Genomic DNA, 26,941 nt, shown 5'->3' with positions numbered 1-26,941 from the left:
CCGGGGCGGACGTCCGGCGGTGTCGGTTGACGATGTGCGTCAACCGACACCGCCCACCGGCCCTCCGGGTCGTGATGATGGGGGGATGACGCTGAGGATCGACATCAGCGGTCTGCCGTCCGAACGGGTGCGGTTCGCCGCGTCCCCGCTGGCCGAACTGACCGCGATGCTCCACGTGCTGGCCGAGCCGGTCCACCACCCGCACTACGCGCGATGGGCGGCGGACACCTGGGCCGGGCTGCGCCCGGAACTGGCCGAGCGGCTGCGGGAGGCGGAGTTCCTGTGGCGGTCCTCGCAGGCCGACTTCCTGATCCCCGCGCGGCCCCGGAGGACGCTCGCCGAGGAACTGGACGAGGTGGACCGGCTCGACGACGAGACGTACGTGAGGGCCGCCCTCGTCACCACGTGCGGCAGCAACCGGGTCCACTTCACCGGGTCCTCGCCCCTGACCGACGCGGCGGCGCGCCAGAAGGCCCTGGAGGTGGCCCAGGCCCGCGGCGGTCTCCAGGAGGCGTTCGCGGAACGGCTGCTCAGTGATCCGGCGGCGGTCCGTGCCAGGGTCCGGGAGACCCTTGAGGCGTGCGGGGAGGCGTTCTTCGACGAGGCGTGGGCGGGCGTGGTGCAACGGCTCGCGGCCGATCTGCGCCTGAAGAACGAACTGCTGAGGCGGCAGGGTCCGGCAGCGGCGCTGGCCTCCGTCTCCGGAGCGGTCGCCCTGGCACCGGACGGCGACCACATCGTGGTGGACAAGGTCCAGGACAAGGCGACCGCGGCCCGCGGCGCGCCGGTCACGTTCATTCCCAGCGTCTTCGGCCGCCCCCATCTGGTGGCCGTGCACACGCCGGGATGGCATCCGGTGCTGCAGTACCCGGTGGCGGAGGCACCGGCCGGTCCGGTGTCCCTGGAGACCGTCACCCTGCGGCTGGAGGCGCTGGCCCATCCGGTGCGGCTGCGGCTGCTGCGCACGCTCGCCCGGGGCCCGCACACCAATGGCGAACTGGCCCATTTCTGGGAGCTCTCACCACCGGAGGTCTCGCGCCACCTCGCCGTTCTGCGCCGGGCGGGTCTGCTGACGGCGCAGCGGCGCGGCCGCTATGTGCGCTACTCCCTGAACCTGTCCGACCTGTCGGCGCTGGGTACGGACCTGCTGGCGGCGGTGCTGCGCTGAGCGCGGCACGGGCGGGCCGCGCTCTCTCAGGGCTTCGGGTGCGAGGCGCGGAGCCCGGAGGCCCGCGTCTGCGGGACCCTGGTGCGCGTAACGGCCCACAGCAGGAGGCCCAGACCGCTGAACGCGGCACCCAGGACACAGACGGCGCCCCAGCCGGCTGCGGCGTAGAGCGAGGTCGAGGCCAGGGCGCCGAGGGCGCTGCCCGCGGAGTAGAAGATCATGTATCCGCCGATGAGGCGGCTGCCCGCCTCGGGGTGCACCTGGTAGATGACGGTCTGGTTGGTGACGTGGACGGCCTGTACGGCGAGGTCGAGCAGGACCACTCCGGCGGCCAGGGCCCAGAGCGAGCCCGGGGTGAGGGACAGCGGCAGCCAGGAGGCGGTGAGCAGCGCGAGGGCCGTGCCGGTGGTCCGCGCGGAGTGTCCGCGGTCGTTGAGCCGTCCCGCCACCGAGGCGGCCAGCGCGCCGGCCACGCCGATCAGCCCGAGGGCGCCGATGGCCGTGTGGGACAGGGAGTACGGGGGCCGGCTCAGGGGAAGGGCGACGCTGCTCCACAGGGTGCTGAAGGCGGCGAAGACGAGCAGGCCGAACAGCGCCCGCAGACGCGGCAACGGTTCACGGGCGAAGAGGGTGACGGTGGAGCGCAGGAGCTGTCCGTAGCGCAGGGCGGAGGGCCGGTCAGTGGTGTGCCGGGGAAGGACGCGGTACACCACCAGGGCGAGCAGCGCGGTCAGCAGGGCCGAGGCGAGGTAGACGGAGCGCCAGTCCGCGAGGTCGGCCAGGAGACCGGAGACGGTGCGGGCGAGCAGGATGCCGGTGACGATGCCGCTGGTGACCAGTCCGACGACGCGTCCCCGGTCCCCGGGCCGGGCCAGTGAGGCGGCGAACGCGACCAGCGACTGCGTGACGACCGCGAACAGCCCCGTCGCGGCCATGGCGGCCAGCAGGACCGCGGCCGTTTCCGCGGCGGCCACGGCGATCAGCGCGCCCGCGAGGAGCAGCAGTTGGGCGACGACGAGCTTCCTGCGGTCGGTGGTGTCGCCGAGCGGGACGAGGAGAAAGAGCCCGAGCCCGTATCCGATCTGGGTGAGGGTCACCACGCTGCCGACCAGTCCCGGGCTCATGGAGAGGTCGTGGCCCATCGTGACCAGGAGCGGCTGCGAGAAGTAGACGTTGGCCACGGTCGCCCCGGAAGCGACGGCGAACAGCACGGTGACCTTGCGCGTGAGGACGAACCCCGGTCCGTACCCGTGTCTGCTCCCACTCGCGCCGTCGCCGTCCTCGTGCGCGATTCCGTTCCCGGAGTGCGCGGTTCGTTTTCCGGACCGGCAGTCCGTGGTTCCGTCCTGGCAGGACATCCGCACCCCACTCCTTCTGGTTTCATCTTGCTACTACTTCTGATGACGGGACGGTAGCCGTGTTGGTAGCATGTTGCAACCAGAATGTGTGTCGGATGTGCGGGAGGAACCATGGTGACCAGGACGCGTCTCGACGACAGCGAATGTCCGGTCGCGCGGTCGGTGGACGCGATCGGTGACTGGTGGTCCCTGCTGATCGTCCGCGACGCCTTCGACGGCAGCAGGCGCTTCGGGGACTTCCAGCGCAGCCTCGGCGTGGCCAAGAACATCCTCACGGCCAGGCTGCGTTCCCTGGTGGCCGGCGGGATCCTGGAATCGGTCCCCGCCGAGGACGGCAGCGCCTACCGCGCGTACGTGCTGACTCCGAAGGGCCGCGCCCTGTTCCCCGTCATCGTGGCACTCCGGCAGTGGGGCGAGGGGAACTTCTTCGCGCCCGAGGAGCCCCATTCGCGACTGCTCGACCGCCGGCACGGCAGGCCCCTGCGCCCGCTGGAGGTCCTGGACTCCGAGGGCCGCCCCGTCGGCCCGGACGAAACGGTCGTCGACAAGGTGTCCGCCCCGTGACCGGGTCGGGGCCGCGTTCGCCGGTCTCTCGTCCCCGCTGAGGGAAAGTACTTGACGCTATGGAAAGAGAGTGGGTACTTTCCATAGCGTCAAGTACTTCACGAGGGAGCAGGTGCGACTGATGGACACACCCCCGAACGCCGCCGACGCGCTGGCCGAGATCGACCGGGTCCAGCGCGAGGCCTACGCCGGCCAGCGGCTTCCGCTCTGGTATCTGCCGGGTGTCATCGCACTTGTGACGACGGCGGGGATCGCCTCGGACCAGGACGGTACGGCCCAGGCGGTGCTCACCTCGGCGGCGGTCGTGGGCCTGGCCGTGCTCACCGGCACGCTCGCCGCCAGAACCCGTGTCAGATGGCGGGCCCGCACCTGGACCGTGAGTGCCGGGGTCCGGATGCTTCTGTGGATGGCCTCGATCTGCGTGGTCTGGGGGATCGTTCCGCCCGCCGTCGGCACGCTCACCGGTTCCGCGGCTTGGCAGAAGGCCGTCGCGGGCGTCGTCGCCGCCCTTTACGCGGCCGCCACCACCCGCTGGGCCGAGGACCAGGTCACGGCCCACGCGGCAGGGGCAGTCGTCCGGTGAACCTCGATCCCGTGATCCACGCCCCCGCCCGCCTCCAGATCGTCTCCCTGCTCGCCGCCGCGACCGAGGCCGAGTTCGGCTTCGTCCGCGACAGTCTGGAGATCAGCGACTCGGTCCTGTCCAAGCACGCCGCCGCCCTGGAGAAGGCCGGCTACATCGAGATCCGCAAGGGCTACGTGGGCAAACGCCCCCGCACCTGGCTCAAGCTCAGCCCCGAGGGCCGCCGGGCCTTCGCCGCGTACGTCGACACACTCAGGAGCATCGTCGGCAGCCCTCTGACGGAACGTCCGCAGGACAAGTGACCCGTCCGGGGGCCGTGTTCCCGCATGTGGAAGCGGTCTGCCCAAAAATGGTTGAGCGTGCAATGATCGGCGGCGGCCGAATCCGCCGGCCCCCTGTGCCCCTCCGGCACAGCCCGCACCCGTACCCCGAAGGCGGTCCACATGCCCACCTCCACCACGTTCCGCACCCTCGCCGCAACCGTGACCACGACCGCCGCGCTGGTCGCCCTCGGCGCCGGCACGGCGGACGCCGCGACCTGGCCGGCACTCCAGCCCGGTGCCTCCCTCTACACGGGCACCAACGGAACCGGCACCGCCCTCCGCCCCGACCTCGGTGACCTCGGCACCTGCCACACCACGGCGCAGCCCGTCCGCTCGATCCAGATCGCCAACGGCGCGGCGTCCGTGCTCCTCTACTCCGGCGCCGACTGCACCGGCGGCGCCTGGGTCAGCGGCACCCTGGCGCAGAGCAACCTCCCCGAGGCCAAGCTGAGCTACCGCGTCGTGGCGGCCTGGTGACCCGCTGACGAGCAGGGTCCCAGCGGGCCCGGCCGCCGGGACCCTTCACCCCGACAGCTCGGCCCGCCACTGCCGCGGCCACTGCCCCGAGGGCGGCGGAGCCCCGTTGATGCCGAGGTCCTTCCGCGCGCTCAGATAGAAGCCGTCGCGCGCCGCGCTCGCCAACTGATGGGCCCTGGTCCACATTTCCTCGTCGACCGGCCCCTCCCGTATGAGGAGTTCGACCGTCCAGACCGACTCGTGCCAGCGCCGGGCGGCCGCGATGGTGGCCGCGTCGCCGACGAGCAGGACGGACTCCCACTCCGTCGCCCGCTGCGACTCCGCCTCGGCGAGCAGCGGCAGACCCTCCGCCGGCTCCAGCGGATCGGCCACATCGGAGAAGCCGACCGCGGCACCGATGCGCTGAGCGATGCGCAACTGCGCCTTGAGGGCGTTGGCGTACCGGCCGTACGTCTCGAAACGCTTCTCGTCCCACCGCTCGTCCCGCTGACGCCGCCACTTGCGGCGCTCCGTCAGACTCTGCGTCGCGTACGAGCCGAGAGACCCGACGACCACACCGATCAGTGCGGGCAATTGGTCCGACAGCGCCACAGTTCCCCCTCGGCCGGTCTTCCGGACCGCAGGCACCGTGCTCCGCGGCCGACAGCCCTCTACCCACCTTCGGTACGGAGTACCGCCGCCCGCCGCCCGGTGCCTGCGCAGGGGGCGGGTCTCCGCGCGGACATGATGCAGAGATTCCTCTGCAGAGACTCCTATGCAGAGGAATCTCTGCATCATAGGCTGTCGGCATGTCCGACGAACCCGCACGCACGCCACCGTCCGCCAAGCCCACCCGGCGCCTCGACGCGCGAAGCCTGCGAGGGCTGGCCCATCCGCTGAGGATGAACATCTTCGAACTGCTCAGTCTGGACGGCCCCGCCACCGCCACCCGGCTCGCCGAACGCCTCGGGGAGAACACCGGCACCATCAGCTGGCACCTGCGCCACCTCGCCGAGCACGGCTTCATCGAGGAGGAGACCGGACGGGGAACGAAACGCGAGCGCTGGTGGAAGAGGGTCGACGTCTCGAACGAGCTGAACACCGCCGACTTCCGCGACGATCCCGATACCCGGGGCGCGCTGTCGGTCTACCTCCACGAACTGCTCCAGCACCACTTCAGCCGGGTCGTGAACTACGTCGCCGAGGACTGGGACGACACCTGGCGCAACGCCGGCACCGTCTCGGACCGGAGCGACCTGCGGATGACCCCGCGACAGCTGGAGGCGCTCAACGCGGAGCTGATGGCCGTCATCGCCCGTCACACGCCCGGCCCGGACACCGAGCCCGCCCCGGACGCGCTCCCCGTCGTGGTGCAGCTCCAGTCCTTCCCCCGCAGGGAACGTGGCTCCGCATGAGCCACGGACCGCGCGGCGGCCTCCTCCGCCGCCACCGTGACTTCCGTCTGCTGTGGTGCGGTGAGACGGCCGGCAAATTCGGCGCGTCCGTCACCGGGGTGGCGATGCCGTTGGCCGCCGTCTCCACCCTGCACGCCGGTACGTTCGAGGTCGGCCTGCTGAGCGCCGCCGCCTGGGCCCCCTGGCTGATCATCGGCCTCCCGGTCGGCGCCTGGGTGGACCGGCTGCCGCGCAGACCCGTCATGCTCGCCTCCGCCGCGGTCTCCCTCGTCCTCTTCACCGCCCTCCCGGTCACCGCGTGGTCCGGCCGGCTGAGCATCGGACTGCTGCTCGCCGTCGCCCTGCTGGCGGGCACGGCGGCGGTGTTCTTCCAGACCGCCTACAGCGCGTACCTCCCCAGCATCCTGGAGGCCCGCGACCAGCCCGAAGGCAACGCCAAACTGCACGGCAGCGCCTCCGCCGCGCAGATCGCCGGACTCGGCTCCGGCGGCCTGATCGCGCAGGTGGCCGGCGCGGTGAACGGAATGTTCGCCAACGCCGCCACGTTCCTCGTCTCCCTCCTGTGCCTCGCGGGCATCCGGCACCGTGAGCCGCGCGTCACCGCGACCGGACGCCGCTCCGCCTCACTGGCCGACGACGTCCGCGAAGGCCTGCGACTGATCGCCGGCGACCCCTGGTTCCGCACGTTCACCCTCTTCGGAGCCGCCTCCAACCTGGCCCTCATGGGATACCAGTCGATCCAGGTGGTCTTTCTCGTCCGGACCGTCGGCCTGACGCCCGGGGCGGTCGGCGCACTCGTCGCCGCCACCAGCGCCGGAGGCGTGGCCGGGGCCTTGGCCGCACGCGCGGTCGCGGACCGGATCGGCACGGCGCGGGCCACACTCCTCTTCGAGCTGCTGCTCCCGCTGCTCGGTCTGCTCATCCCGCTCACCACCGAAGGACCCGGCACCCTGCTCTTCGTCGTCGGCGGCTTCAGCGTCGTCGCGGGCGTCGTCGCCGGCAACATCATCAAGGCGAGCTTCCAGCAGCGCTACTGTCCGCCGGACCTCCTCGGCCGCCTCACCGCGAGCACCGCCTTCCTCAGCTACGGAACGATCCCCCTCGGAGCACTGCTCGGCGGTGTGCTCGGCACCACGCTCGGCCTCCGCACCGCCATGGCCGTCACGACGGCGGGCGTGCCGCTCGCCGCGCTGATCCTGTTCTTCTCGCCGGTCCGGCGCACCCGGGACCTGCCGACGTCACGCCGTGCGGCGGGCGACCCCCTCCCTCCGCCGGCCACCGACGGCGAACCGGCCCTGTCCCGTCACTGACCACGCGACCGCACCGGTTCGTCCGCTCCCGGCAGCGGCGGCATAGAGCCCCGAGAGAAGGCTCTCCTACGCTCGCCGGCATGAACTCACCACTGCGCCTGGAGAAGGTCACCCCCCACACGGTCGACGCCGCCTGTGCGATGAAGGTGACGGACGGCCAGGAACACCTGGTCGCACCCGTCGTGCGGTCGCTCGCCGACGCCTATGTGCACGGTGACGCCGCCTGGCCCCGGCTGGTCTTCCGGGGGCGGGAACTCGTCGGGTTCGTCATGGCGAGCTTCAGCCCGGACAGCCCGGTCGACGCGTTCCGGTGCGGGATATGGCGGCTCAACATCGCCGACGGGGCGCAGGGATCGGGATGCGGCCGGTTCGCGGTCGAGGCCGTGTGCGAGGAGGCACGGCGGCGGGGGCGGGACCGGATCACCGTGCTGTGGCTCCCCGGCGACGACGGTCCGGAGGGGTTCTACCGGCGGCTGGGATTCCGGCCGGTGGGCGCGCTCCAGGGCCAGGTCGTGGGGGAACTGAGACTCTGACGGCACGCCCGGCCGCCCTCCCCGGCCCGGGGCGGGCGGCCGGGCGGTTCAGACGGCGGCGGGCATGTCCGTGAGGGCGGCGGTGAGGGCGTCGAGCCCGGTGGTCAATTCGCCGGTGGGGCCGCCGAAGCCGATGCGGACGCGGTCGGGGTGGCCGAAGCAGTCACCCGGGACGGCGAGGACGCCGCGCTCGGCGGCGAGGTGTTCGCACAGGGCGCGGGTGTCGGTCACCGTCCGGATCGCCGGGAAGGCCGTGACACCGCCGGCGGGCGGCGGGCAGTCGACGAGCCGGGGGTGCTCCCGGGCCCACGTCATGAGCAGCTCGCGGTTCCGGCGCACGGTGCGCAGCCGGGGGGCCAGGACCGTGTCGGCGTGGCGCATCACCCGCGCGGCCAGGAACTCGTTGACGGGGGAGGAATTGAGCGTGGTGTAGTCACGCAGCCGGACCATGTCGCGGACGGTGGCGGCCGGGGCCGCGCACCAGCCGATGCGCAGCCCGGGGAGGCCGAAGGCCTTGGAGTAGGTGCCCGTGGACACACAGCGCTCCAGGATCCCGGCGGGGTCGGGCAGCCGCTCGCCGCCGTGGCCCAGCTCGGCCAGCGCCCCGTCCCAGAGGAGATGGGCGGGGTGACCGGCCATCAGGCCGAGGAAGTCGTCGTACGCGGACCGGGTGAGCGTGGCCCCGGTCGGATTGTGCGGGAAGTTGGCGACGACGAGCCGGGTCCGGGGTCCCAGGAGGCGGGCCAGCCGGTCCAGGTCGGGGACGAATCCGTGGTCCGGGGAGAGCTCCCACGGCACGGGGCGGGCACCCAGGGCCTCCACCGTGGAGACCAGCGACTGGTAGGCGGGGTCGGGGACGACGACCTCGTCGCCGGGGCGCAGCAGCGCCGCCAGGGCGAGGAAGAGGGCTTCGCTGGAGCCGTGCGTGACCATGATCCGGTGCCCCGGAAGGGCCGGGTAGCGGTCGCGGATCGCGGAGGTCAGCTCCTCGTGGCCGCAGGAGGGGCTGTCCCGGAACGCGATGGCGTCCAGGTCGGCGATGGGGATGTCCAGCAGCGCGCGGAGCCGGCCCAGGGTCCAGTTCTCCACACCCGAACTGGAGATGTCCGTGGTGGCGGCGAAGTACCGGTCGCGGAACCAGTCCTCCAGCAGGGCGGGGGCGATCGTTCCCAGGGCGTTCGTCATCGTCCCACCGTCCGGGTCGTGGAGCTGGAGCGTTCGGGCCGGGTCCGCCGCAGGTCCGCCACCAGATTGACGCGCTTGAGCCAGCGGTCCGTGCCGTCGTAACGGGGCCGGAAGGGGGAACGGCCGTGGACCACGTTCCGGTTGTCGACGAAGCAGACGTCACCCGGCCGGAGCGGAAGCTCGTACAGATTGGCGTCCAGGTGCGCGATCAGCGCACGCAGGGCGGCGGCGGCCTCGTCGTCGCCGGGGAGGGCGGAGGTGAAATCGCGGTCGATACGCAGCACGGGCGCGTCCCAGGGGCCGGTGAGCAGGGCCACCGGGGAGAGCGCGGTTCCCCGGCCGCGCAGGACGTGCGAGGGATCGGGCTCGATGACGAAGCGCGGCTGGCGCAGGATGTCGCGCACCCTCCGGTCGACCGCCTCGGGCGCCGGGTAGGAGACCGTGGTGGGGGTGGCGTCGGGATTGCGGAGGCAGTAGAGCCCGATGCGGTCGCCGCGCGAGGGCGAGAAGGCGTCCTCCGTGTGCCAGCCGAGGGCGGCGTGGCTGCTGGAGCTGATCTGGCTGTCCTCCTGCCCGGGGGTGGGCAGGACATCGGTGACGAGCCGTCCGTCCTGCTGCGTGGCCCAGCCGATGACGTCGCCGAGCAGCGCGGCCTCCAGCATGAGCAGGAAGGCGTGGGTACGCGTACGGGGCGTGTCGGTCTCGCTCCAGTGGGCGGGGGTGGGGCCGATCGCGGCATGGTCGACGTGGTGGCCGGAGACCACCACCGCGTGCCCGGTGTCGTCCAGACGTGCCTGGTTGAGGAAGGACCGCAGGCGCCGGGGGAGTTCGTGCGCGATGACATTGACCTCGCGGAGGAACGCCGGGTCGTCGACGGACCGGTGCACGCGCGCGGTGCGCGCCGCGAGGGCGTGCACCGCGGCCGCCTCGCCGTCCCGCAGTTCGAGCGTTCTGGTGCGCCCGGGGGCGGGCACGACGGCCTGTGGGGCTTGGGTGAGCATGGGGGCGAGCCTTTCTCGTGTCCGTTCCGGGGCCTGGTGGCCTTCAGGGGATCTGCGCGGCCGGGGCGGCCGGGTGGTGGCGGAGCACCTCGCCGACCAGGGCCAGGGGGGCCGGGCCCGTCATGTCCTCGTGCGTGCAGTCGACCCGGTGCACGGTGACGGGGCCGTGGAGCAGGCCGTCCCACAGGGCGGGGCCGCGCAGACCCTGCCAGTCGCTCCGCGTGGCGGTGAACAGGAGGACCGGCCCGTCGAACCGGTGGGGCCGGGCCTGGCGCACGAGGCGGACATTGCGTTCCGCCGTCGTGGCCAGGGCGGCGATCACGTCCGGGTCCACACCGGTGGCCGGGGCGGTGTCGCCGGACTGCGGGTCGACGCCGAACTCGGCGAGGACGGTGTCGTAGAGGTCGTCGTCCTGTTCGCGGGCCCCGGGGGCCGCGGTGCTGTCCCAGGTGTGGGCCGGGAACGAGTCCAGCAGGGCCAGGAGTTCGACCTGTTCGCCGGTGCGGCGCAGCCGTACGGCCATGGCGTGGGCGATGTTGCCGCCCAGGGACCAGCCGAGCAGCCGGTAGGGGCCGTGGGGCTGCACGGCGCGGATCTCGGCGAGGTAGTCGTCGACGAGTTCGTCGAGATCGAGGGGCTGACGGCCGGGGGCGGTGATGCCGCGGGCCTGGAGCGCGTACAGCGGCGTGGCCGGATCGAGGTGGCGGGCGAGCCCCGCGTAGCACCAGCCGAGCCCGGTGACCGGGTGGACGCAGAACAGCGGGGTGTCCGTTCCGGCGGGGCGCAGGGGCAGGAGCACACCGAAGTCGTCGTCGCGGGACTGCCCGAGCGCGAGGCTCCGGGCCAGGCCCCGGGCGGTGGGGTCCTGGAAGAAGCCGCGCAGGGCGAGGTCGGTGCCGAAGTCGGCGCGGATCCGGGCCAGGAGCCGGATGGCGAGCAGGGAGTGGCCGCCCAGGTCGAAGAAGTCGTCGTCCGGTCCGACCGCGTCGACACCGAGGACGTCCGCGAAGAGCGCGGCCACCGCTCGCTCCTGGCCGGACGCCGGCTCGGGCGGCGGCGGGGTCTCGGCACGGGCGGCACCCGGCGCGGGAAGGGCGGCCCGGTCGAACTTGCCGTTGGCGGTGAGAGGGAGGGCCGGCAGCACGACGAACGCCGAGGGCACCATGTAGTCGGGCAGGACGGCCGCGGCGTGGGCGCGCAGTTCGCGCGTGTCGGGCACCGGCACACCGTCGGCCGCGACCAGGTAGGCGACGAGCCGCTTGTCGCCGGGCCGGTCCTCGCGTACGACGACGACGCACTGGCCGACGGCGGGATGGCGGGCCAGGCCCGCCTGCACCTCGGCGAGTTCGATGCGGAAGCCGCGGATCTTCACCTGCTGGTCGGTGCGGCCCCGGTATTCGAGGACCCGGTCGCCCGTGGTGCGGACCAGGTCGCCGGTCCGGTAGCAGCGGGAGCCCGGGGGACCGTACGGGGAGGGCACGAACCGTGCGGCGGTGGCGCCGGGCCGGCCGAGGTAGCCGCGGGCCAGCCCGCCCTGGACGTACAGCTCGCCGGTGGCGCCCGGCGCGACGGGACGGGCGGCGGCGTCCAGGACGTGGACCGCGAGACCGGGCAGCGGCGTGCCGAGCGGGGGCGTCGGGACGTCAGGGGAGGCGTCCGGTTCGAGGCGGTACGTGGTGGTGGTGCAGGTGGCCTCGGTGAGCCCGTACACATGGACGAGCGGAACGCCGAAGCTCCGCCAGGCGGTGACGTGCTGGGGCAGCACGCGCTCGCCCCCCATGGCGACGAAGCGCACGCAGGAGGGGACCCGGCGGCCTTCGCGGGTCAGGGTGGCCACCCACTCCTGCCAGTAGGGGGCGGTCAGTTCGAAGCCGGTCACCCGGTGGCGCTCCACATGCTCGGCGAGGTCGGCGCCGCTCTCCAGCACGGGCGTGGTGGACAGGACCACGGTGCCGCCCGTCACCAGGACCGGCAGGACCTCTTCGAGGAGCACGTCGAACCCGGCCGGGGCGAGCTGGAGGATCCGGTCGTCGGGGCCCAGACGGAACGCCTCCGCCATGGCCAGCGCGAAGTCGGCCAGCTCGCGCTGGGTGAACATCACGCCCTTGGGGCCGCCGGTCGTGCCGGAGGTGTGGAAGACGCACGCCAGCTGGCCCGGGTGGACGGTACGCGGAGCGGCGGGCGCGCCACCGGGCACACCGGCGGCCACCGGCAGGCGCAGACCGGTGAACACCGGCTCCTCCTCGGCGTCCGGGCCGTCGTCGGACAGCAGGACCCGGGCCCCGGAGGCGTCCAGCACGGCCTGGGTGCGCTCCCGGGGGCTGCGCGGGTCCAGGGGCATGAACGCGGCGCCTGCCTCCAGCACCCCGAGCAGCGCGACCAGCAGATCCGGCGAGGGGGCGAGGCGCAGGGCGACCAGGGACTCCGGCCCCACGCCCGCCGCCCTCAGCCGCCCGGCCAGCGCCGAGGCACGGGCGCGCAGTTCGCCGTACGTGAGGACGGTCCCGTCCTGTTCGGCGGCCGGGGCGTACGGGGTGCGCGCCGCGACGTCCGCGACGAGCGAGGCCACCGACCGCCAGGCGGCGGACCCGTCGCCGCGCGGTTCGGCGAGGGCGTCGCGCAGGGCGGTGAGCCGGGCGGCGAACCGGCGGGCGGTGTCCCTGTTCCACAGATCGGCGGAGGCGAAGAGGACCCAGCGGCCGTCCTGGGCGAGGAGTCCGAGATCCGCCTCCGCGAGCGGATCCGCGCCGGCCTCGCACGCCACGCCGGCCACGGCCGTTCCGGCGGGCCGGTCACCGAGCCGGTCCCCCGGGCCGTCCGCGAGGAGGCCGGGCACCGGTTCGCGCAGGGCCTGTTCGGCCCGCGCGGTCAGACCGGAGAGGCGTTCGCCCCGGGGGGCCCGGAAGCGGTGCAGCGTCGCGGACCTGCCAGGGTCCGTCGGGCGGGGGCCGGTGAGCAGGAACGTGTCCGCGCCGGTCAGTTCACCCAGCAGCGCGGTCAGCAGGGCGGTCGCGGTCGGTGCCGGCACACCGTCCGGATGCGGTGCGGCCGGCCAGGGCAGTGGCACCGTCCACCGCCCCGGCCGGAAGGGGTCGAGCGGGGAGCGGTCGGTAGGCAGTTCCAGATGCACGGGCGCGAGGACGGTGGGCATGGAGGCGGCCTCCTTTCCGGGGCGGGTCCGACAGCGGGCGGGGCGGGGCGGTCAGCCGAGGGCGGAGACCAGGGCGGCGAGACGGCGGGCGGTGTCGGCGGACGGACGTCCGGTCCCGTCGTGGCGGAGCGTCAGCGTCCGCCGGGGCCCGGCGGCGGGGAGCACGGCCGGGCCGTCGCCGGGACCGGCGAGGTGGATCCGGTGGACGAGACCGGGCGGGGGTGCGGCGGCCCCGTGCCCGGTGGGGTCGACGGCCACCACCGGCAGCCGTTGCCCGTGGTGGGTGTAGGCCCGCCCGGCGATCCGTAGGGCCTCGGCGGCTCCGCCGCGCAGCCCGGCCAGGACGAACGGCCCGGACGGGCCTGACGGTTCGGGGTTTCCGGCGGTGGTCGCTGCGTGCGGTTCGGGGTTTCCGGCGGTGGCCGCCGCGTGCGGTTCGGGGTTCCCGGCTGTGGCCGCCGCGTACCGTCCGGGGGCTTCGGCCGCGCTCGCCCCGTACGGTCCCGCCAGCCAGACGGCGCGTCCGGGTTCGACGGACGCTATCCAGTCACGCAGGTCCCGCTCCTCCTCCGGGCCGTCCGCCAGGAAGACGGCGGCCGGCAGACCGGGGTGGCCGTCCCGCACGAGACGGGTCCGCTCCGGCAGGAGAGCGGTGGCCGGTACGGTGCCGGGGCCGGGCGCGGGCGCGGCGGGGGAGGGCCGCCGGGTGGCGGCCAGTCTCCGCAGCAGCGCGCGGTCGACCTTCCCGTTGACGGTGAGCGGGAGTCCGGGCAGGACGGCGTAGCCGGCGGGGCGCATCACCTCGGGCAGACAGGCCGAGGCCCGTTCCCGCACCTCGGCGATCAGCCGGGAGGGATCCTGCGCGGACCGGACGCACAGGAAGGCGGTCAGGGACACGGTCTCCCCCCGGACGTCGACCGGCACCACACAGGCGGCGGAGAGGCCCGGGTGCCGGGTGAGGACGTGCTCGACCTCGCCGGGCTCGATGCGGTGCCCGCGGATCTTGACCTGAACGTCCCGGCGGCCGTGCAGTTCGATGTCGCCGTCGGGCCGCCGCCGGGCCAGGTCGCCGGTGCGGTAGAGCCGCCCGCCCGGGGCGCGCGGGTCGGGCACGAAACGGGCGGCGGTGGCGGCGGGCCTGCCGAAGTAGCCCCGGGACACGGCGGCACCGCCCACCCACAGTTCCCCGGTCGCACCCTGCGGGACCTCGCCGGTGCCTTCGTCGGCGACGGTCGCGGTCACGCCGGGGAGGGGCGTGCCGGCGGACAGGACCGGCGGCTGCGGTCCGGTGGTCAGCGTCCGGGACAGGACGAACATGGTCGTCTCGGTGGGGCCGTAGAGGTGGCGGACCGACGCGGTGCAGGCGGTCAGCCGGGCGGCCAGCCGGGGAGCGACGACATCGCCGCCGCACAGCGCGTGCATCAGCGGATCGCCCGCCCAGCGCGCCAGGAACAGCATCTCCCACAGCGCGGGGGTGGCGTGCAGGAACGTGGGGCGCGCGGAGTCCAGGAGCGCGGCCAGACGGCGGCCGTCCGCAGCGGTGCCGGAGTCGGCCAGGACGGTCTCCGCACCCGACACCAGCGGCAGGAAGGTCTCCAGGAAGGCGATGTCGAACGTCCACCCGGTCACCGCCAGCAGCCGGTCGCCGGGGCCGATGCCGGTGTCGGCGGCCGCGGCGGTCAGACAGTGGGCCAGCGAACGGTGCGCGACCGCCACCCCCTTGGGGCTGCCGGTCGATCCGGAGGTGTAGAGGAGATAGGCGAGCTGGTCCGGATGGAGCCGGGGCAGGCCGCCGACGGGCGGATCCGCGTGCAGTAGTTCCGCGGGCGTGACCACGGGCAGGGCCCCGGCCGGCTCCGGCGCGTGCTCTGCGACCAGGAGCCGGGGAGCACTGTCGGCCAGCACCCGGCGGGTGCGTTCGGCGGGGTGCGACGGGGAGAGGGGGACCAGGACGCAACCGGCCCGCCACAGGCCCAGGAACAGGGCGGGGGTGAGCACACCGCGCTCGGCCGGCACGGCCACCCGGTCCTCCGGACGGACGCCGAGGGCGAGCAGACCGGCCGCCACCCGCCGTGCGAGCCCGTCCAGCGCGGCGTAGCCGAGCACGTCGTCCCCCAGCCGTACGGCGGGGGCGCCGGGGGAGCGTTTCCCCCAGGCGGCCACCAGGTCCGGCAGGAGCGGCGGGGGCTGCGGGTCAGCGGTGGTCACGGGGGTCTCCTCTCCTCACCCGGACCCGGTCCGGAACCCGGGACCGCCCGGCAGTCCGGTCGCCGATCAGCCGGGCGAGACGTTCCAGCCCCTCCTCGACCTGCTCGGGTTCCAGGGCGCTGCACGACAGCCGCAGGGTGCGGTCCCGCACCGGGAGCGTGCCGGGGGCGGGCGGATCGACGGCGAAGTACCGCATGGGCGTCCAGATCACTCCGTACTGCTCGGCGGAGAGCGCCAGCAGGGCGTCGTCCGCGGCGAACGGCACGGTGAGGGTGAGGAAGAACCCCCCGTCGGGCCGGTTCCAGGACACCCCGCACGCCTCCCGGTGCCCGGCGGGGAAGAGCCGTTCCAGGGTTTCCAGGGCGCGGCGCAGCGCGGCGTGATAGCTGCTCCGGCTGCGGGCGTTGGCGGTGTGGAGGTCATGGCCGGTCCGCAGCAGCAGACCGCCCACCGCGGCCTGGCTGAGCGCGGACGAGTTGACGGTGACCATGCTCTTGACGGCCGCCAGGTCGTCGGCCAGCGGATGGCCGCCGGTGCCGTCGTCCACCCGCTGGTCGGCGACGGCGTAGCCCAGACGGGCCCCGGGGAACGCCGACTTGGCGAAGGTGCCGAGCCGGACGACACGGCGGTCCCGGTCCAGGGCCTTGAGCGTGGGGACGTGATCGCTCATCGTGAAGGGCCGGTAGGGGGTGTCCTCCAGGAGGAGCAGATCGTGTTCCGCGGCGGTGTCCAGCAACTGCCGCCGGGTGCCCAGGCCGAGGGTGGTGCCCTGCGGGTTGGCGGCGTCGGGCACCACGTAGCAGGCCACCGGGCGCATGCCCCGGTCCCGTTGCGCGGTGGCCACGGCGGCGACGCGCGCGGCGAGGGCCTCCGGCGGGCCGTCGGGGACGGCGGCCACGTTCAGATCGAGCAGCCGGGCCGCGCCGGTCGCCCCGACGTAGCAGGGCTCGGGGAGCAGCAGAACGTCCCGGGGCGAGGCGAACAGGGCGCGCAGGGTGAGGAACAGGGCCTCCTGGCAGCCGACCGTCACCACCACCGAGTCCGGGTCGACGGTCAGCCCCTCCTCCACGGCGAGCATCCGCGCGATGTGCTCGCGGATGAAACCGGAGCTGGGCCCGTACTGGAGGAGGGTGCGGCGCCGGTGCCCGGGGCCGTGCCGGCGTTCGACGTCGTCCAGATAGCGGCGGATGTCGTCGAGGACCTGGCCGGTGTCGAGGAGATCGGTACGGGGCCGCCCGGGGGCGAAGGAGATGGCGTCCGGGTGGCGTTGGGTGATCTCGTTCAGGAAGGTCATCGTGTGCAGCACCGGATCGGCCAGGCTGCGGTGGAGGTCCCCCGCGTCGATCACCTTCTCGCCGCCGGAGACCGGAGCCGGAGCCGGGACCGGAGCGGAAGCGGGAGCGGGAGCCGCGGGGCCCGCCGGCTGCCGGACCGGGCGGTACGGGGGTGCCAGCAGGTCCGGGGTGAGGGCGGCGGCCCGGGGGCGGCCGGACAGGAACAGGGTGTTCTCGAACTCCTCGGAGAGCAGCGTCAGCAGGTCCCGTACGCCCTCCCGCCCGCCCACGGCCAGCGCTTCGAGAACCGGGCGGCCCACCAGGACGGCGTCCGCGCCCAGGGCGAGCGCGGCGGCGACGTCCCGTCCCCGGCGGACGCCGCCGTCGAGGAGCACCGGGAACCGCCCGGCCGCCGCGTCGACGACCTCGGGCAGGACGTCGAGCGTGGCGGGCGCACCGTCGAGCTGCCGGCCGCCGTGGTTGGAGACCACGATCGCGTCGGCGCCGTGACGGGCCGCCAGTTCGGTGTCCTCGGCGGTCAGTACGCCCTTGACGACGAGCGGCAGCACGGTCAGCCGGCGCAGCTCCCGCAGCAGCGACCAGTCGGCCCCGGGGCGGAACGCGGTCAGGGCGTGCCCGGCGGGGTCGGAGGTGTCCGGGCTCCCCGGCAGATTGGCCGGGCGGATGTGCGGGGGCACCCGGAAGCCGTTGGCCAGGTCCCGGTGACGGCGGCCCAGCCGGGGCGCGTCCACGGTGACGACCAGGGCGTCGCAGCCCGCCGACTCCGCACGGCGCACCAGCGCCTCGGTGTCCTGGGGGTCGCGCAGCGGATACAGCTGGAACCAGAGGGGCGCGGCGGTCAGCGCGCGCAGTTCCTCCAGGGCCGCCCCGGCCAGGCTGCTGACGACGACCGGCAGCCCGAGCGAGGCCGCGCCGGCGACGACGGCGCCCTCGCCCGTCTCGTGGAACAGGGCGTGGTGGGCCGTGGGCGCCACCCCGACGGGGACCGGCCAGGTCTGCCCGAGCACCGTCACCGAGGTGTCGCAGACGGTGGTACCGGTGAGCATCCGGGGCCGCAGACGGACCCGGCGGAACGCCTCGGTGTTGCTCCGCAGCGTCTCCTCCTCGTCCGCCCCGCCTTCGAGGAAGTCCCAGACGTCGGCCGGGAGGACCGCGCGGGCGGCCTCGCGGTACCCGGCCGCGGTCCTGGGCCGTACGGCGGCCGGGGGCGGTGCCCCGGCCGGGGACGGTGCGGCCGCGGGGTGCGTCGCGCTGGTCACCGGCTCTCCGCCAGGGCCGGCTGGGCGCGCAGGACGGCCTCGTACAGGGCCCGGATGTTGCCGCCGCCGAAACCGCGGGCCTGCTCGCGCTGGATCAGCTCGTAGAACAGACCGCCGTCGCGGTGCGGGGAGCGGGTGAAGATCTGCAGGAGGTGGCCCCATTCGTCCTGGTCGATCAGGACGTGCGTGGAGCGGAGGTCCTCGATCAGCGCCCCGGGCGCGGCCTTCTGCTCGGCGATGCGGTCGTAATAGGGGTCCGGTGTGGTCAGGAAGTCGGTGCCGCGGCCGGTGAAGGAGCGGACCGCGGCGACCACGTCGTCCACGAGGAACGCCAGGTGCTGGACGCCGGGACCGCCGTTCGCCGTGAGGAACGCGTCGATCTGGCCGGCGGCCCGCGAGGTGTCGGGCTGGAGCAGGGTGAACGTGACGGCGCCCGCCGGATCGCGGACCACCACGGACTCCATGGCCTGGTCACCGACCTCGATGTACTCGGAGAAGAACCGCTCCAGGCCGAACGCGCGGTCGTAGAAGTCGGCGGTGGCCTGGATGGTCCCCGCGTCGAGGCAGACCGCCACATGGTCCAGGGCCCGCACCCGGCCGCGCTCCCCGTCCGACGGGAGGGCGGTCCAGACACCGGGCGGCATGGCTCCGGCGGCGGAGGCCACCAGGGTGTGGCGCACGCAGCCGAACCCGCCGACCCGGGCGAAACCGCCCGAGCGGGACGGCGGGAACAGCGACGTCGCACCGGCCGCGACCGCGCGCCGGTGCGTGGCCGTCACATCGGCGCAGCCGAAGGCGATGTCCGCGACCCCCTCGCCGTGACGGGCCAGATGGGCGGCGACATGGTCCGCGGGATGGCTGGGGGAGGTGATCACCAGCCGGGCCGACCCGCTGGTGAGCAGGGTCGACGTGCGGGCGGCGCGGCCCGGCTCGGCGAAGGCGGCCGCAGTGGGCGTGAAGTCCATCGCGGAGGTGAAGTAGGCAACGGTTTCTGCGTGGTCCTGGACGTACAGCTCGGCATAGGCGATCGAGTCGACGCTCATCTCAGCTCCTGGAACCTCAGCGGCGGCTTGCTGCGGGCACGAGCTTCGGGAGGGCCTCTATGCGCGTTCTACGACGGGCCGCGGCCGCGATAGATCAGTCGTAGACGCCTTGTCCAGGCTCCGTTCTGTCAGGCGGCGGCCCTCACCGCCGCGCAGCACCCGGCGTTCCGGCACGCCGGCACCGCAGAACGGGGATGACCGGATGCAGTCCCAGGTCTATGTGATCTCTGGTGAGAGTGTGGCGGCCTGGCTGCCCCACTTCTGCGCGGCGGACCTCACCGCCCCGCGGCTCGTCGTGGCCGGGAAGGACGCCGGCTTCGACACGGTCCGGGACGTCCCGGACGGGGCCGGGCTCGTGTTCGTCTCCGACCACGACACGCTGGCGAGGGACGTCCGCTGGGCCGCGGCGCTCAGGCGGGCCGGCCGTGCCGTCCGCTGCCAGTCCGCCGAAGCGGTCGCCCTGGCCCTCGACAAGGTCGAGATGAAGGCGTTCCTGCACCGCAACGAGGTGGCCACGCCCGCCTGGAGTGCCCCCGGCCACAGCGTTCCGGGCTGGCCCGCCGCCGAGACCGAGGCGGTCTGGAAACGGCGTACCGGCACCCAGAGCCAGGGCATCCGCCTCGGGCTCACCACCGAGCGGCCGGCCGACGACGAGTACGGGGAGCTGTACCGCGAGGGCGTCGAGTACTCCGTCAACGTCTTCGCCGGGCCGGGCGGCGTCACCGCCCTGCCTCCCGTGTGGAAGGGCCCCACCAGCAGGGAACTGGTGCCGCCGTGGCGGCGCACCCGGCTGTGCGGGCCGACCGCCGTCGGACCCGGCCTCGCCCGGCACCTGACCGGCACCGCCGCCCGTCTCGCCCGCGACCTGGGGGCCGACGGCTTCCTCGAAGTGGAGTACCTCGTCGGGGACGACGGCGAACCGCACGTCCTGGAGATCAACCCCCGGGTGTCCGGCACCCTGCGGATGGCCGCGCTGGCCGCCGCCGAACCCGTCTTCTCCTGGTACGACGCACCCGCGCCGCCCGGGGCGCTGCCCGCCCTCAGGCATGTGGTCGAGGTCCCGAACCCGGGGCCCCAGCTGATCGTGCGGGAACTCGGCGTCTACGCCACCAGCCGGCTCACCGTGGCCGGCGACACCCCGGAGGAACTCGCCGACCGGATCGGCGGACTCCACGAACTGGGCCTGCTGCCCGGCTTCGCCACCCGGCTCCTGGGCGACGCCGCGACCGCCGCGGTCACCGCCCCCGCCACGACGGCCGGCGCGTCGGCCCTCGCCCGGGTCTGACCGCCCCGCCGCCCGAAGCGGCTCACCGACCACCGTTCACCGTTCATCGCTCACCGCCCACGGACCGCACAGGTCCTCCCGATTGGAGAACCGCAGTGACCTCCGAAACCCTTGAAACCGTCTCCCTCGACGCCCGGATCGGCGCGCACCTCGCGCAGCGTTTCAGCCCCGCGAAGACCGCCGAGCTGACCCGGTCGTTCGCCGAGGACGGCTTCGCCCTGCTGACCGGCCTGGTGCCGGACGACCTGTTCCAGTCCCTGAGCGCCGAGGTCGACGAGCTGGTCTCCGCGGCCCGCCGCATCGACATCGAGATCCCGGCGACCGGCAACACCCCGCGGGCGATGAGCACCGTCAACCGCGGAAGCATCCACCGGGGGGCCACGCTGATCCCCGAGATCTACCGCTCCCCGGCGCTCAAGGAGTTCCTCGGCCGCATCGCCGGCGAGGAGGTCATCGACTGCCCGTGGGACGACGAGCAGTACGTCATCACCCGCCAGCACCGCGCCGGCGACACCCACGGCTGGCACTGGGGCGACTTCCCGTTCACCCTCATCTGGCTGTTCGACGTCCCGGAGCACGAGGCCGGCGGAGCCCTCCAGACCGTTCCCCACAGCCACTGGAACAAGCAGGACCCGCAGGTCGGGAAGTGGCTCGCCGCCACGGAGCCGAAGACCTGGACCTTCCGCACCGGTGACATCTACCTCCTGCGCAGCGACACCACCCTGCACCGCACCACCCCGCTCACCCGGGACGTCACCCGCACCATCCTCAACACCTGCTGGGGCGGCCTCGCCGACCTCGACCGGGAGCAGAGCCACGAGACCATGTCCGCCATGTTCGGCGACGACGCCGGGGAGGCCTGATGACCACGTCCATGACGGCTGGTCAGGAACAGTCCGGCCAGGAGCAGTTCGACGTCAGCGTCTTCGACCGCGACGACCTCTCCTTCGACGTCGTGCGCAACGAGGAGGAGCAGTACTCGATCTGGCCGGAGGGCCGGGAGATACCGGCGGGCTGGGAGCCCGCCGGATTCCGGGGACTGCGCGGCGACTGCCTCGCCCACATCGACCGGGTCTGGACCGACATGCGGCCGGCCAGCGTCCGCCGCTGGCTGGAGTCCGCGGAGAACGGCGGCTGAGATGACCACGAACCAGGACCCGGCCGCGGCCGGCGACCGTGACCTGCCCGGCCTCCTGCGGAGCGGCCTGGCCGCCCACCCCGACCGGGTCGCGGTACGGGACCGGTACGGCACCGTCCTCACCTACCGGGACCTCTGGGCCTCGGCACAGGCCGGGGCCCAGCGCCTGACGGCCCGGGGCATCGGCCCCGAGGACCGGGTCGGCGTCCTGGCCGAGCGCACGGCCGGGACCGTCGTCGCGGTCCTGGCCGTGCTCCTCGCGGGCGCCGCGTACGTGCCCGTCGACCCGGCCTCCCGCGAGCGCGGCGACACCGCGCTGGACCGCGCGGGCGTCCGCGAGACGCTGGACGGCGCCGCGCCGGTCCACGTCCCGCCACCGGGGACCGCCCCCGCCTTCGCACCGCGCGCCGCCCACCCACGGCAACTGCTGTACGTGCTGCACACCTCGGGCAGCACCGGGGAGCCCAAGGGCGTCATGATCGAGCAGGGCTCGGTCGCCTCCTTCGTCACCTCGATCCGCGACCTCTTCCGGATCACCCCGGACGACCGGGTGCTCCAGTTCTCCTCGTTCGCCTTCGACACCTCCGTCTTCGAGGTCTTCACCGCACTGGCCGCCGGTGCCGAACTGGTCGTCGCGGGACGCGAGGAACGCGCCGACGTCCTCTCCCTCACCCGGATGATCCGGGACCACGGCGTCACCGTCGCCGACATCCCGCCCAGCGTCCTGGAACTGATGGACCCCGAGGACGTCCCCGGACTGCGCCTCGTCTTCTCCGGCGGCGAGCCCTGCTCCGGCGCGCTCGCCGACCGGTGGAGCCGCCGTCTGGACTTCTGGCACGGCTACGGACCCACCGAGGCCACCGTCGCCGCGACCGCCTGCCTCCCCGGCCCCGACGGCACGGCCGGCGCGCCCCGGGTGCCGCTCGGCCACGGCATCGGCGAGGCCGACGTGCGGGTCCTCGACGGCCGGCTCGACCCCGCCCCGGTGGGCGCGGCCGGCGAACTGTGCGTCGGCGGGCCCGTCGTGGGCCGGGGCTACCGGGGCGCGCCCTCCGCCACCGCCCTCGTCTTCGTCCCCGACCCCGCCTCCCGCGAACCCGGCGGACGGATGTACCGCACCGGCGACATGGTCCGCAGGGAGGAGGACGGCACCCTGCTCTACCTGTCCCGCCGCGACCGGCAGATCAAGGTCAACGGGGTGCGCATCGAGCCCGGCGAGATCGAGAACGTCCTGCGCCGCGACCCGGCGGTCCGCCAGGCCCTCGTGGACGTCTTCCGGGTCGACGGCCGGGAGCTGCTGGCCGCCGTCGTCACCGGCCGGGACGTCTCGGCGGACGGGATCAGACGGGCCCTCGCCGCCTGGTTCCCGACCTGGATGGTGCCCGAACGCATCCTGGTCCTGGACGCCATGCCCCGTACGCTCACCGACAAGGTCGACCGGCAGGCGCTCAGCGAACGGCTCTCCGAGATCCGGCCGGAGGACGGCACCGGGGCCGGCGGCGGCTTCAGCGCACTGGAACAGCGGGTCGCCCGCGAACTGTTCGCCCCCGCCCTGGGCCGCGAGCCCTCCGCACCCGACGACGACTACTTCGGACTCGGCGGCAACAGCCTGGAAGCCATCCGGATGCTGACCACCGCCCCCGGGATCTTCGGCGTGGAACTGCCCGTGGGCGACTTCATCGCGGACTCCACCGTCGCCGGTGTGGCCCACTCCCTGGCCGCCGCCCTGGAGACCGTGGGGGCCGGCCATGACCGCTGAGGACCTCCGTACGGTCACGGCGGCCCCCGGCCTCCCGCCGCTCACCGCCGCCCAGGAGGAGATGTGGGGCGCCGCCGTCGGCGACCTCTCCACCGTCGGGCTCCGGCTGACCGGGCCGCTCGACGCAACCGCCCTCGAACGGGCGCTCGACCGGCTCGTGGCCCGTCACGAGGGGCTGCGCTGCACCGTGCGCGTCTCCGGCCGGGGCCGCCCCGAACTGGCCGTGACGCACACACCCCGCACCGCCCTCGTCCGCTCCGGCCCGGTGGAACCGGGACGGCTCGCCGACGCCGCCCGCGCCCTGGTCGCCACCGCCGGGCCGGACGCCGAACCGGGCCTGCGCGCCGCCCTGGTCCGCCAGTCGGCCGGCGAGCATCTGCTGCTGCTCGCCGCCCATCCGCTGTGGGTCGACGAATGGTCCTGGCAGATCCTGCTGCGGGAACTGGGCGAGGCCTACACCGCCGAGACCGGCGGCCCGCCGCCCGGCCCGGCACCCACCGGCATCCGCGAGGCCGTCCGGATGCTCGGGCGGCGGCAGGCCGAGGGCCGGTGGGACGCCCACACCGCCCACTGGCGGCAGCGCCTCGACGGTGCCCCCACCGGCCTCGCGTTCCCCGTGCCCGCCCCCGCCGACGCCGGAACGCCCGGCCGCAGCGCCGTCGTCGAACGACGCATCGCCCGCCCCGTCGCGGACGCCCTCACCGCACTCGGCAAGGCACTCGGCACCGCCGACTGGCTGAACCTCCTGGTGCTCCACGCCTGGACCACCGGCACGGCACTCGGCACCGACCGCACGATCGTCGGCGTGCCCGCGGCCGGAACCCGGCTCCTGCCCGGACTCCAGGACACCGTCGGACGCCTCAACGGCATGCTCCCCGTGCCCTTCCCGCTTGCCCCCGGCACCGGATTCGCCGCCGCCGCCCTCGCCGCCAACGAGGCGGCCAAACAGGACTTCGCCCACCAGGAACTGCCCTACCGCCTCGCCCTCGGCACCGGCGGGCACCGCGCACCGGCCGCCTTCAGCATGCGCTACCCGCTGCACCGCCCGCCCGGGTTCCGCGGCCTGGACGCCGAGCCCGTCCCCCTCGACGACGCGCCCGCCCCGTACGACCTGTGGATGCGGGCCACCGCCGACGACGACGGCATCCGCCTCGCCTGGTGCCACGACCCCGCCGCCCTGGACACCGCCACGGTGACCGCGATGGCCGACGCGTACACCCGGCTCGCCGAGGACGTCACCCGGCAGCCCGACACCCCCCTCGACGTCCTCACCGGCGCCGCCTTCGGCCGCCGCCCCGCCCCCGGACCCGCCCCCACCGTGCGGACCGCGCTCGCGCGGATCCGTACGGGCGCGCCCACCGTGGTGATCGCACCCGGTCTCGACGGATCACCGGACGCCGGCGACTCGCTCGCCGCCCGACTCCCCCCGGAGTTCCAGGTGATGGAGCTGCGGCTCGCCGGGCACCCGGGCCGGGACGTGACCCGGCTCGCCACCGAGTCGCTGCGCTCCCTGCCCCGCTCCGTCCTCACGGCGGCGACCCTGTTCGCCGGCCGGGGATGCGCGGGTCTCGTCGCCCAGGAGATGGCCCGGCTGGCCGCCTCCGGCACCCGGGAACTGGCACCGGTGGCCGTCATCGACACCGAACCCTTCCAGCCCCCCGCCCCCGGCCGGGAGACACTGCTGCGCCGGTACGCGGCCGAACTCGGCGCCCCGCCGCCCTGGACCGCCCGCGACCTGGCCGAACAGGACGAGACCGCCCTGCTGCGCATGCTCGCGGACGCCCTCGGCGACGGCGCGCCCACCCCGGCCTCGCTGGCCGACGGACTGATCCGGTTCACCGAGAACCACACGGTGTGCGCCGGACACCGGCCCGTCCACCACGGCGGCCCGCTGCACGTGCTGATGACCGGCGGGAACCCCGCGTCGGCCAGCTGGCGCCCGTTGACCGACCGCCTCTACATCCACCTGGTGGGCAGGGACCGGCGGCTCGCGCCGCCCGCGCGCCGCGTCGCGGACATCCTCGCCCAGATCGCCCTCGAACACTGGCACACCACAACCGGACGAATCGGAGCGTGATCGAGAAATGACGCCCTTGACGACCGCCGTCTCCCCTCTCCCCGCCGCCCTGCCGACCCTGGACGGCGGCTCACGGACCGTCACCCCGGCGCAGGCCGGCACCGTGCACGGTGCCGTGGCGCTCCGTGCGGCACGCACCCCCGGTGCGGTGGCCCTGTACGACGGAGGACCGGTCACCTACGCCGAACTCGACGCGGCGGCCGACGCCCTGGCCGCCGCCCTGCTCGGAACCGGCATCGGCCGGGAGGAACGGGTCGGCGTGCACTGCGCGCGCGGCGCCGACTTCGTGATCGCCGCCCTCGCCGCGCTGAAGGCACAGGCGGCCTATGTGCCGCTCGACCCGTCCTACCCGGCGGAGGCGCTGGAGCGCATCGCGTCCGGGGCCGGTCTCGCCGCCGTCGTGACGGCCGGTCCGGACGGCGGCGCCCTTCCGGACTGGGGCGTGCCCGTCGTCCCGGTCCGCGGACACGCGCCCGCCGCACCGGCAGCGCACCGGGCCGGGCACGGCGGACAGCTGATGTACCTGGTGTTCACCTCCGGCTCCACCGGCGAACCCAAGGGCGTGGCCGTCACCCACGCGGACGTGCTGGCCCTGGCCGGCGACGACGCACGGCTGGCCGTCCGGCCGGGTCAGCGCGTCGCCCACCTCGCGCCGACCGCCTTCGACGCCTCGGTCTTCGAGATCTGGGTGACCCTGTGCCGCGGCGCCACCGTCGACGTGGTGCCGTCCGGCCCGGTCACCGTGGAACGCCTCGGCGGCCATCTGCGCGAACGGCGCCCCGACTGGCTGTTCCTGACCACCGGACTGTTCCACGCCATGGCCGACCACGACCCCGACGGCCTGGCCATGGCCGGCACGATCCTCACCGGCGGCGACGTGCTGTCCCCGCAGCACGTGCGGGCGATCGCGGCCCGTACCCGCGTCCTGGCCGCCTACGGCCCCACCGAGACCACCGTCTTCGCCTCCCTGCACACCGTGGACCCCCGTGCCGACCACGACGCCGTACCGCTCGGCACCCCGCTGACCGGCATGGGCATGCGGGTGCTGGGCCCCGGTCTGGAAACCGTCGAGGACGGCGGGACCGGCGAACTCTGCCTCTCCGGCGCCGGACTGGCCCGCGGCTACTTCGGCGCACCCGGCCGGACCGCCCTGCGCTTCGTGCCCGACCCCGCAGGCACCGGGGAGCGCGTCTACCGCACCGGCGACCTCTCCGCCCGCCGCCCCGACGGGGAGTTCACCTTCCACGGCCGCGCGGACCGCCAGGTGAAGATCCGCGGCTTCCGCGTCGAACTGGGAGAGATCGAGACCTGCCTCAACCAGCACCCCGACATCGCCGCCGGAGTGGCCCTGGCGGTCCCGGCACCCGGCGGGAACCGCCTGGTGGGCTACGTCTCCGCGACACCCGGCCGGACGGTCACCCCCGGCGGCGTCCGCCAGTGGCTCGGCGACCGGCTGCCGCCGCACCTGGTCCCCGGGGTGGTCGAGATCCTCGACGCGATGCCGCTGGACCGCAACGGCAAGTTCGACCGGGGCGCCCTGGACGCCCCGTGGGCCAGCCGGGAAGCCCTGGACGTCGGCGAGTTCCGGGCACCGGAGGGCGCGCTGCAGTCCACCCTGGCCGGTGCCTTCGCCGATGTCCTCGGGATCGACCGGGTCGGCGTCGACGACGACTTCTTCCGGCTCGGCGGAGACTCCCTGCGCACCGTGGACCTGCTGGCCGTGCTCGCCGAGGCCGGACACGGCGTCCGGCCGCGGGACTTCTTCCGCGGCCCCACCGTCGCCGAACTCTCCGCGCTGCTGGCGAGCCGCGCGGGCACGGAGGGCTGAGC

General features: G+C 74.3%; 22 protein-coding genes. 14 read left to right on the top strand and 8 right to left on the bottom strand.

All coding sequences use genetic code 11. The features are described 5' to 3' along the window. Positions 1 to 85: 85 nt before the first annotated feature. Positions 86 to 1,168 carry a DUF5937 family protein gene (locus ACFVDM_RS19890; RefSeq protein ID WP_383641246.1) on the top strand — a complete coding sequence of 361 codons (1,083 nt, stop codon included), beginning with the start codon at positions 86 to 88 and terminating at the stop codon, positions 1,166 to 1,168. A gap of 26 nt (positions 1,169 to 1,194) precedes the next feature. On the opposite strand, the gene ACFVDM_RS19885 is transcribed toward ACFVDM_RS19890, so the two are convergent. Next, the gene (locus ACFVDM_RS19885; RefSeq protein WP_383641243.1) at positions 1,195 to 2,526 is read right to left on the bottom strand and encodes an MFS transporter; all 1,332 of its coding nucleotides are present in this window, start codon (positions 2,524 to 2,526) and stop codon (positions 1,195 to 1,197) included. Between the two features lie 111 nt (positions 2,527 to 2,637). On the opposite strand from ACFVDM_RS19885, the gene ACFVDM_RS19880 reads away from it, so the two are divergent. The 4 genes from ACFVDM_RS19880 to ACFVDM_RS19865 all read left to right on the top strand — a co-directional run bounded on the left by ACFVDM_RS19880 (position 2,638) and on the right by ACFVDM_RS19865 (position 4,473). Next, positions 2,638 to 3,090, top strand: a complete 453-nt coding sequence (locus tag ACFVDM_RS19880; RefSeq protein ID WP_383641240.1) for a winged helix-turn-helix transcriptional regulator — start codon at positions 2,638 to 2,640, stop codon at positions 3,088 to 3,090. A gap of 121 nt (positions 3,091 to 3,211) precedes the next feature. Continuing rightward, positions 3,212 to 3,673, top strand: a complete 462-nt coding sequence (locus ACFVDM_RS19875) for a hypothetical protein (protein ID WP_383641237.1) — start codon at positions 3,212 to 3,214, stop codon at positions 3,671 to 3,673. After that, positions 3,670 to 3,975, top strand: coding sequence for a winged helix-turn-helix domain-containing protein (locus ACFVDM_RS19870; protein WP_383641235.1), 306 nt, complete (start codon positions 3,670 to 3,672; stop codon positions 3,973 to 3,975). Before ACFVDM_RS19875 ends, ACFVDM_RS19870 begins: the two co-directional genes overlap by 4 nt. Positions 3,976 to 4,116: 141 nt before the next feature. Continuing rightward, positions 4,117 to 4,473, top strand: coding sequence for a hypothetical protein (locus ACFVDM_RS19865; RefSeq protein WP_383641232.1), 357 nt, complete (start codon positions 4,117 to 4,119; stop codon positions 4,471 to 4,473). Positions 4,474 to 4,518: 45 nt separating this feature from the next. Here ACFVDM_RS19865 and ACFVDM_RS19860 read toward each other — a convergent pair whose 3' ends face one another. Then, complete coding sequence (locus ACFVDM_RS19860) at positions 4,519 to 5,064, bottom strand: hypothetical protein (protein WP_383641229.1); 546 nt, start codon at positions 5,062 to 5,064, stop codon at positions 4,519 to 4,521. Between the two features lie 197 nt (positions 5,065 to 5,261). On the opposite strand from ACFVDM_RS19860, the gene ACFVDM_RS19855 reads away from it, so the two are divergent. The 3 genes from ACFVDM_RS19855 to ACFVDM_RS19845 all read left to right on the top strand — a co-directional run bounded on the left by ACFVDM_RS19855 (position 5,262) and on the right by ACFVDM_RS19845 (position 7,710). Continuing rightward, complete coding sequence (locus ACFVDM_RS19855) at positions 5,262 to 5,867, top strand: ArsR/SmtB family transcription factor (RefSeq protein ID WP_383641225.1); 606 nt, start codon at positions 5,262 to 5,264, stop codon at positions 5,865 to 5,867. Continuing rightward, positions 5,864 to 7,177 (top strand): MFS transporter, encoded by a 1,314-nt coding sequence (locus tag ACFVDM_RS19850; RefSeq protein ID WP_383641222.1) that lies wholly within the window; start codon positions 5,864 to 5,866, stop codon positions 7,175 to 7,177. The genes ACFVDM_RS19855 and ACFVDM_RS19850 overlap by 4 nt, the downstream gene beginning before the upstream one ends. Positions 7,178 to 7,257: 80 nt before the next feature. Then, positions 7,258 to 7,710 carry a GNAT family N-acetyltransferase gene (locus ACFVDM_RS19845; protein WP_383641219.1) on the top strand — a complete coding sequence of 151 codons (453 nt, stop codon included), beginning with the start codon at positions 7,258 to 7,260 and terminating at the stop codon, positions 7,708 to 7,710. A gap of 48 nt (positions 7,711 to 7,758) precedes the next feature. Here ACFVDM_RS19845 and vioD read toward each other — a convergent pair whose 3' ends face one another. Genes vioD through hppD form a run of 6 tightly spaced genes read right to left on the bottom strand, consistent with a single transcriptional unit; the run spans position 7,759 to position 18,852 of the window. Beyond that, complete coding sequence (gene vioD, locus ACFVDM_RS19840) at positions 7,759 to 8,895, bottom strand: capreomycidine synthase (protein WP_383641216.1); 1,137 nt, start codon at positions 8,893 to 8,895, stop codon at positions 7,759 to 7,761. Next, positions 8,892 to 9,896 (bottom strand): guanitoxin biosynthesis L-enduracididine beta-hydroxylase GntD, encoded by a 1,005-nt coding sequence (gene gntD / locus ACFVDM_RS19835; RefSeq protein ID WP_383641213.1) that lies wholly within the window; start codon positions 9,894 to 9,896, stop codon positions 8,892 to 8,894. Before gntD ends, vioD begins: the two co-directional genes overlap by 4 nt. A gap of 43 nt (positions 9,897 to 9,939) precedes the next feature. Then, positions 9,940 to 13,047: an amino acid adenylation domain-containing protein gene (locus ACFVDM_RS19830; protein WP_383641210.1), complete on the bottom strand. Its 3,108-nt coding sequence runs from the start codon at positions 13,045 to 13,047 to the stop codon at positions 9,940 to 9,942. 51 nt (positions 13,048 to 13,098) lie between these two features. Further along, positions 13,099 to 15,255: an amino acid adenylation domain-containing protein gene (locus tag ACFVDM_RS19825; RefSeq protein ID WP_383641207.1), complete on the bottom strand. Its 2,157-nt coding sequence runs from the start codon at positions 15,253 to 15,255 to the stop codon at positions 13,099 to 13,101. After that, positions 15,242 to 17,809 (bottom strand): aminotransferase class I/II-fold pyridoxal phosphate-dependent enzyme, encoded by a 2,568-nt coding sequence (locus ACFVDM_RS19820; protein WP_383641204.1) that lies wholly within the window; start codon positions 17,807 to 17,809, stop codon positions 15,242 to 15,244. The genes ACFVDM_RS19825 and ACFVDM_RS19820 overlap by 14 nt, the downstream gene beginning before the upstream one ends. After that, the gene (gene hppD, locus ACFVDM_RS19815; RefSeq protein ID WP_383641202.1) at positions 17,806 to 18,852 is read right to left on the bottom strand and encodes a 4-hydroxyphenylpyruvate dioxygenase; all 1,047 of its coding nucleotides are present in this window, start codon (positions 18,850 to 18,852) and stop codon (positions 17,806 to 17,808) included. The genes ACFVDM_RS19820 and hppD overlap by 4 nt, the downstream gene beginning before the upstream one ends. 202 nt (positions 18,853 to 19,054) lie before the next feature. Between hppD and ACFVDM_RS19810 the strand changes: the two genes are divergently transcribed. From ACFVDM_RS19810 to ACFVDM_RS19785, 6 genes are all read left to right on the top strand, one after another. Then, complete coding sequence (locus tag ACFVDM_RS19810) at positions 19,055 to 20,137, top strand: ATP-grasp domain-containing protein (RefSeq protein WP_383641199.1); 1,083 nt, start codon at positions 19,055 to 19,057, stop codon at positions 20,135 to 20,137. A 95-nt stretch (positions 20,138 to 20,232) separates the two neighbouring features. Further along, positions 20,233 to 21,000: a phytanoyl-CoA dioxygenase family protein gene (locus ACFVDM_RS19805; protein WP_383641196.1), complete on the top strand. Its 768-nt coding sequence runs from the start codon at positions 20,233 to 20,235 to the stop codon at positions 20,998 to 21,000. After that, complete coding sequence (locus ACFVDM_RS19800; RefSeq protein ID WP_383641192.1) at positions 21,000 to 21,275, top strand: MbtH family protein; 276 nt, start codon at positions 21,000 to 21,002, stop codon at positions 21,273 to 21,275. Before ACFVDM_RS19805 ends, ACFVDM_RS19800 begins: the two co-directional genes overlap by 1 nt. Position 21,276: 1 nt before the next feature. Beyond that, entirely contained in the window at positions 21,277 to 23,034 is a 1,758-nt protein-coding gene (locus ACFVDM_RS19795; RefSeq protein ID WP_383641189.1) for a non-ribosomal peptide synthetase, read from the top strand. Further along, positions 23,024 to 25,111: a condensation domain-containing protein gene (locus tag ACFVDM_RS19790; protein WP_383641186.1), complete on the top strand. Its 2,088-nt coding sequence runs from the start codon at positions 23,024 to 23,026 to the stop codon at positions 25,109 to 25,111. Before ACFVDM_RS19795 ends, ACFVDM_RS19790 begins: the two co-directional genes overlap by 11 nt. A gap of 7 nt (positions 25,112 to 25,118) precedes the next feature. Continuing rightward, on the top strand, positions 25,119 to 26,939 hold the full coding sequence (locus ACFVDM_RS19785; protein WP_383641183.1) for an amino acid adenylation domain-containing protein: 1,821 nt from the start codon (positions 25,119 to 25,121) through the stop codon (positions 26,937 to 26,939). Positions 26,940 to 26,941 lie beyond the last annotated feature (2 nt).

It is taken from the genome of Streptomyces sp. NPDC057682, assembly GCF_042799575.1.
Taxonomy (GTDB): domain Bacteria; phylum Actinomycetota; class Actinomycetes; order Streptomycetales; family Streptomycetaceae; genus Streptomyces.
Note: the sequence above shows the minus strand (reverse complement) of the source record. Positions and strands in the feature narration are given on the sequence as shown.

Excerpts from the sequence above, each read along its gene's own strand:
- ACFVDM_RS19890 (WP_383641246.1), top strand. The coding sequence starts at position 86 with ATGACGCTGAGGATCGACATCAGCGGTCTGCCGTCCGAACGGGTGCGG.
- ACFVDM_RS19885 (WP_383641243.1), bottom strand. The coding sequence starts at position 2,526 with ATGTCCTGCCAGGACGGAACCACGGACTGCCGGTCCGGAAAACGAACC.
- ACFVDM_RS19880 (WP_383641240.1), top strand. The coding sequence starts at position 2,638 with ATGGTGACCAGGACGCGTCTCGACGACAGCGAATGTCCGGTCGCGCGG.
- ACFVDM_RS19875 (WP_383641237.1), top strand. The coding sequence starts at position 3,212 with ATGGACACACCCCCGAACGCCGCCGACGCGCTGGCCGAGATCGACCGG.
- ACFVDM_RS19865 (WP_383641232.1), top strand. The coding sequence starts at position 4,117 with ATGCCCACCTCCACCACGTTCCGCACCCTCGCCGCAACCGTGACCACG.
- ACFVDM_RS19855 (WP_383641225.1), top strand. The coding sequence starts at position 5,262 with ATGTCCGACGAACCCGCACGCACGCCACCGTCCGCCAAGCCCACCCGG.
- ACFVDM_RS19850 (WP_383641222.1), top strand. The coding sequence starts at position 5,864 with ATGAGCCACGGACCGCGCGGCGGCCTCCTCCGCCGCCACCGTGACTTC.
- ACFVDM_RS19845 (WP_383641219.1), top strand. The coding sequence starts at position 7,258 with ATGAACTCACCACTGCGCCTGGAGAAGGTCACCCCCCACACGGTCGAC.
- vioD (WP_383641216.1), bottom strand. The coding sequence starts at position 8,895 with ATGACGAACGCCCTGGGAACGATCGCCCCCGCCCTGCTGGAGGACTGG.
- gntD (WP_383641213.1), bottom strand. The coding sequence starts at position 9,896 with ATGCTCACCCAAGCCCCACAGGCCGTCGTGCCCGCCCCCGGGCGCACC.
- ACFVDM_RS19830 (WP_383641210.1), bottom strand. The coding sequence starts at position 13,047 with ATGCCCACCGTCCTCGCGCCCGTGCATCTGGAACTGCCTACCGACCGC.
- hppD (WP_383641202.1), bottom strand. The coding sequence starts at position 18,852 with ATGAGCGTCGACTCGATCGCCTATGCCGAGCTGTACGTCCAGGACCAC.
- ACFVDM_RS19810 (WP_383641199.1), top strand. The coding sequence starts at position 19,055 with ATGCAGTCCCAGGTCTATGTGATCTCTGGTGAGAGTGTGGCGGCCTGG.
- ACFVDM_RS19800 (WP_383641192.1), top strand. The coding sequence starts at position 21,000 with ATGACCACGTCCATGACGGCTGGTCAGGAACAGTCCGGCCAGGAGCAG.
- ACFVDM_RS19795 (WP_383641189.1), top strand. The coding sequence starts at position 21,277 with ATGACCACGAACCAGGACCCGGCCGCGGCCGGCGACCGTGACCTGCCC.
- ACFVDM_RS19790 (WP_383641186.1), top strand. The coding sequence starts at position 23,024 with ATGACCGCTGAGGACCTCCGTACGGTCACGGCGGCCCCCGGCCTCCCG.
- ACFVDM_RS19785 (WP_383641183.1), top strand. The coding sequence starts at position 25,119 with ATGACGCCCTTGACGACCGCCGTCTCCCCTCTCCCCGCCGCCCTGCCG.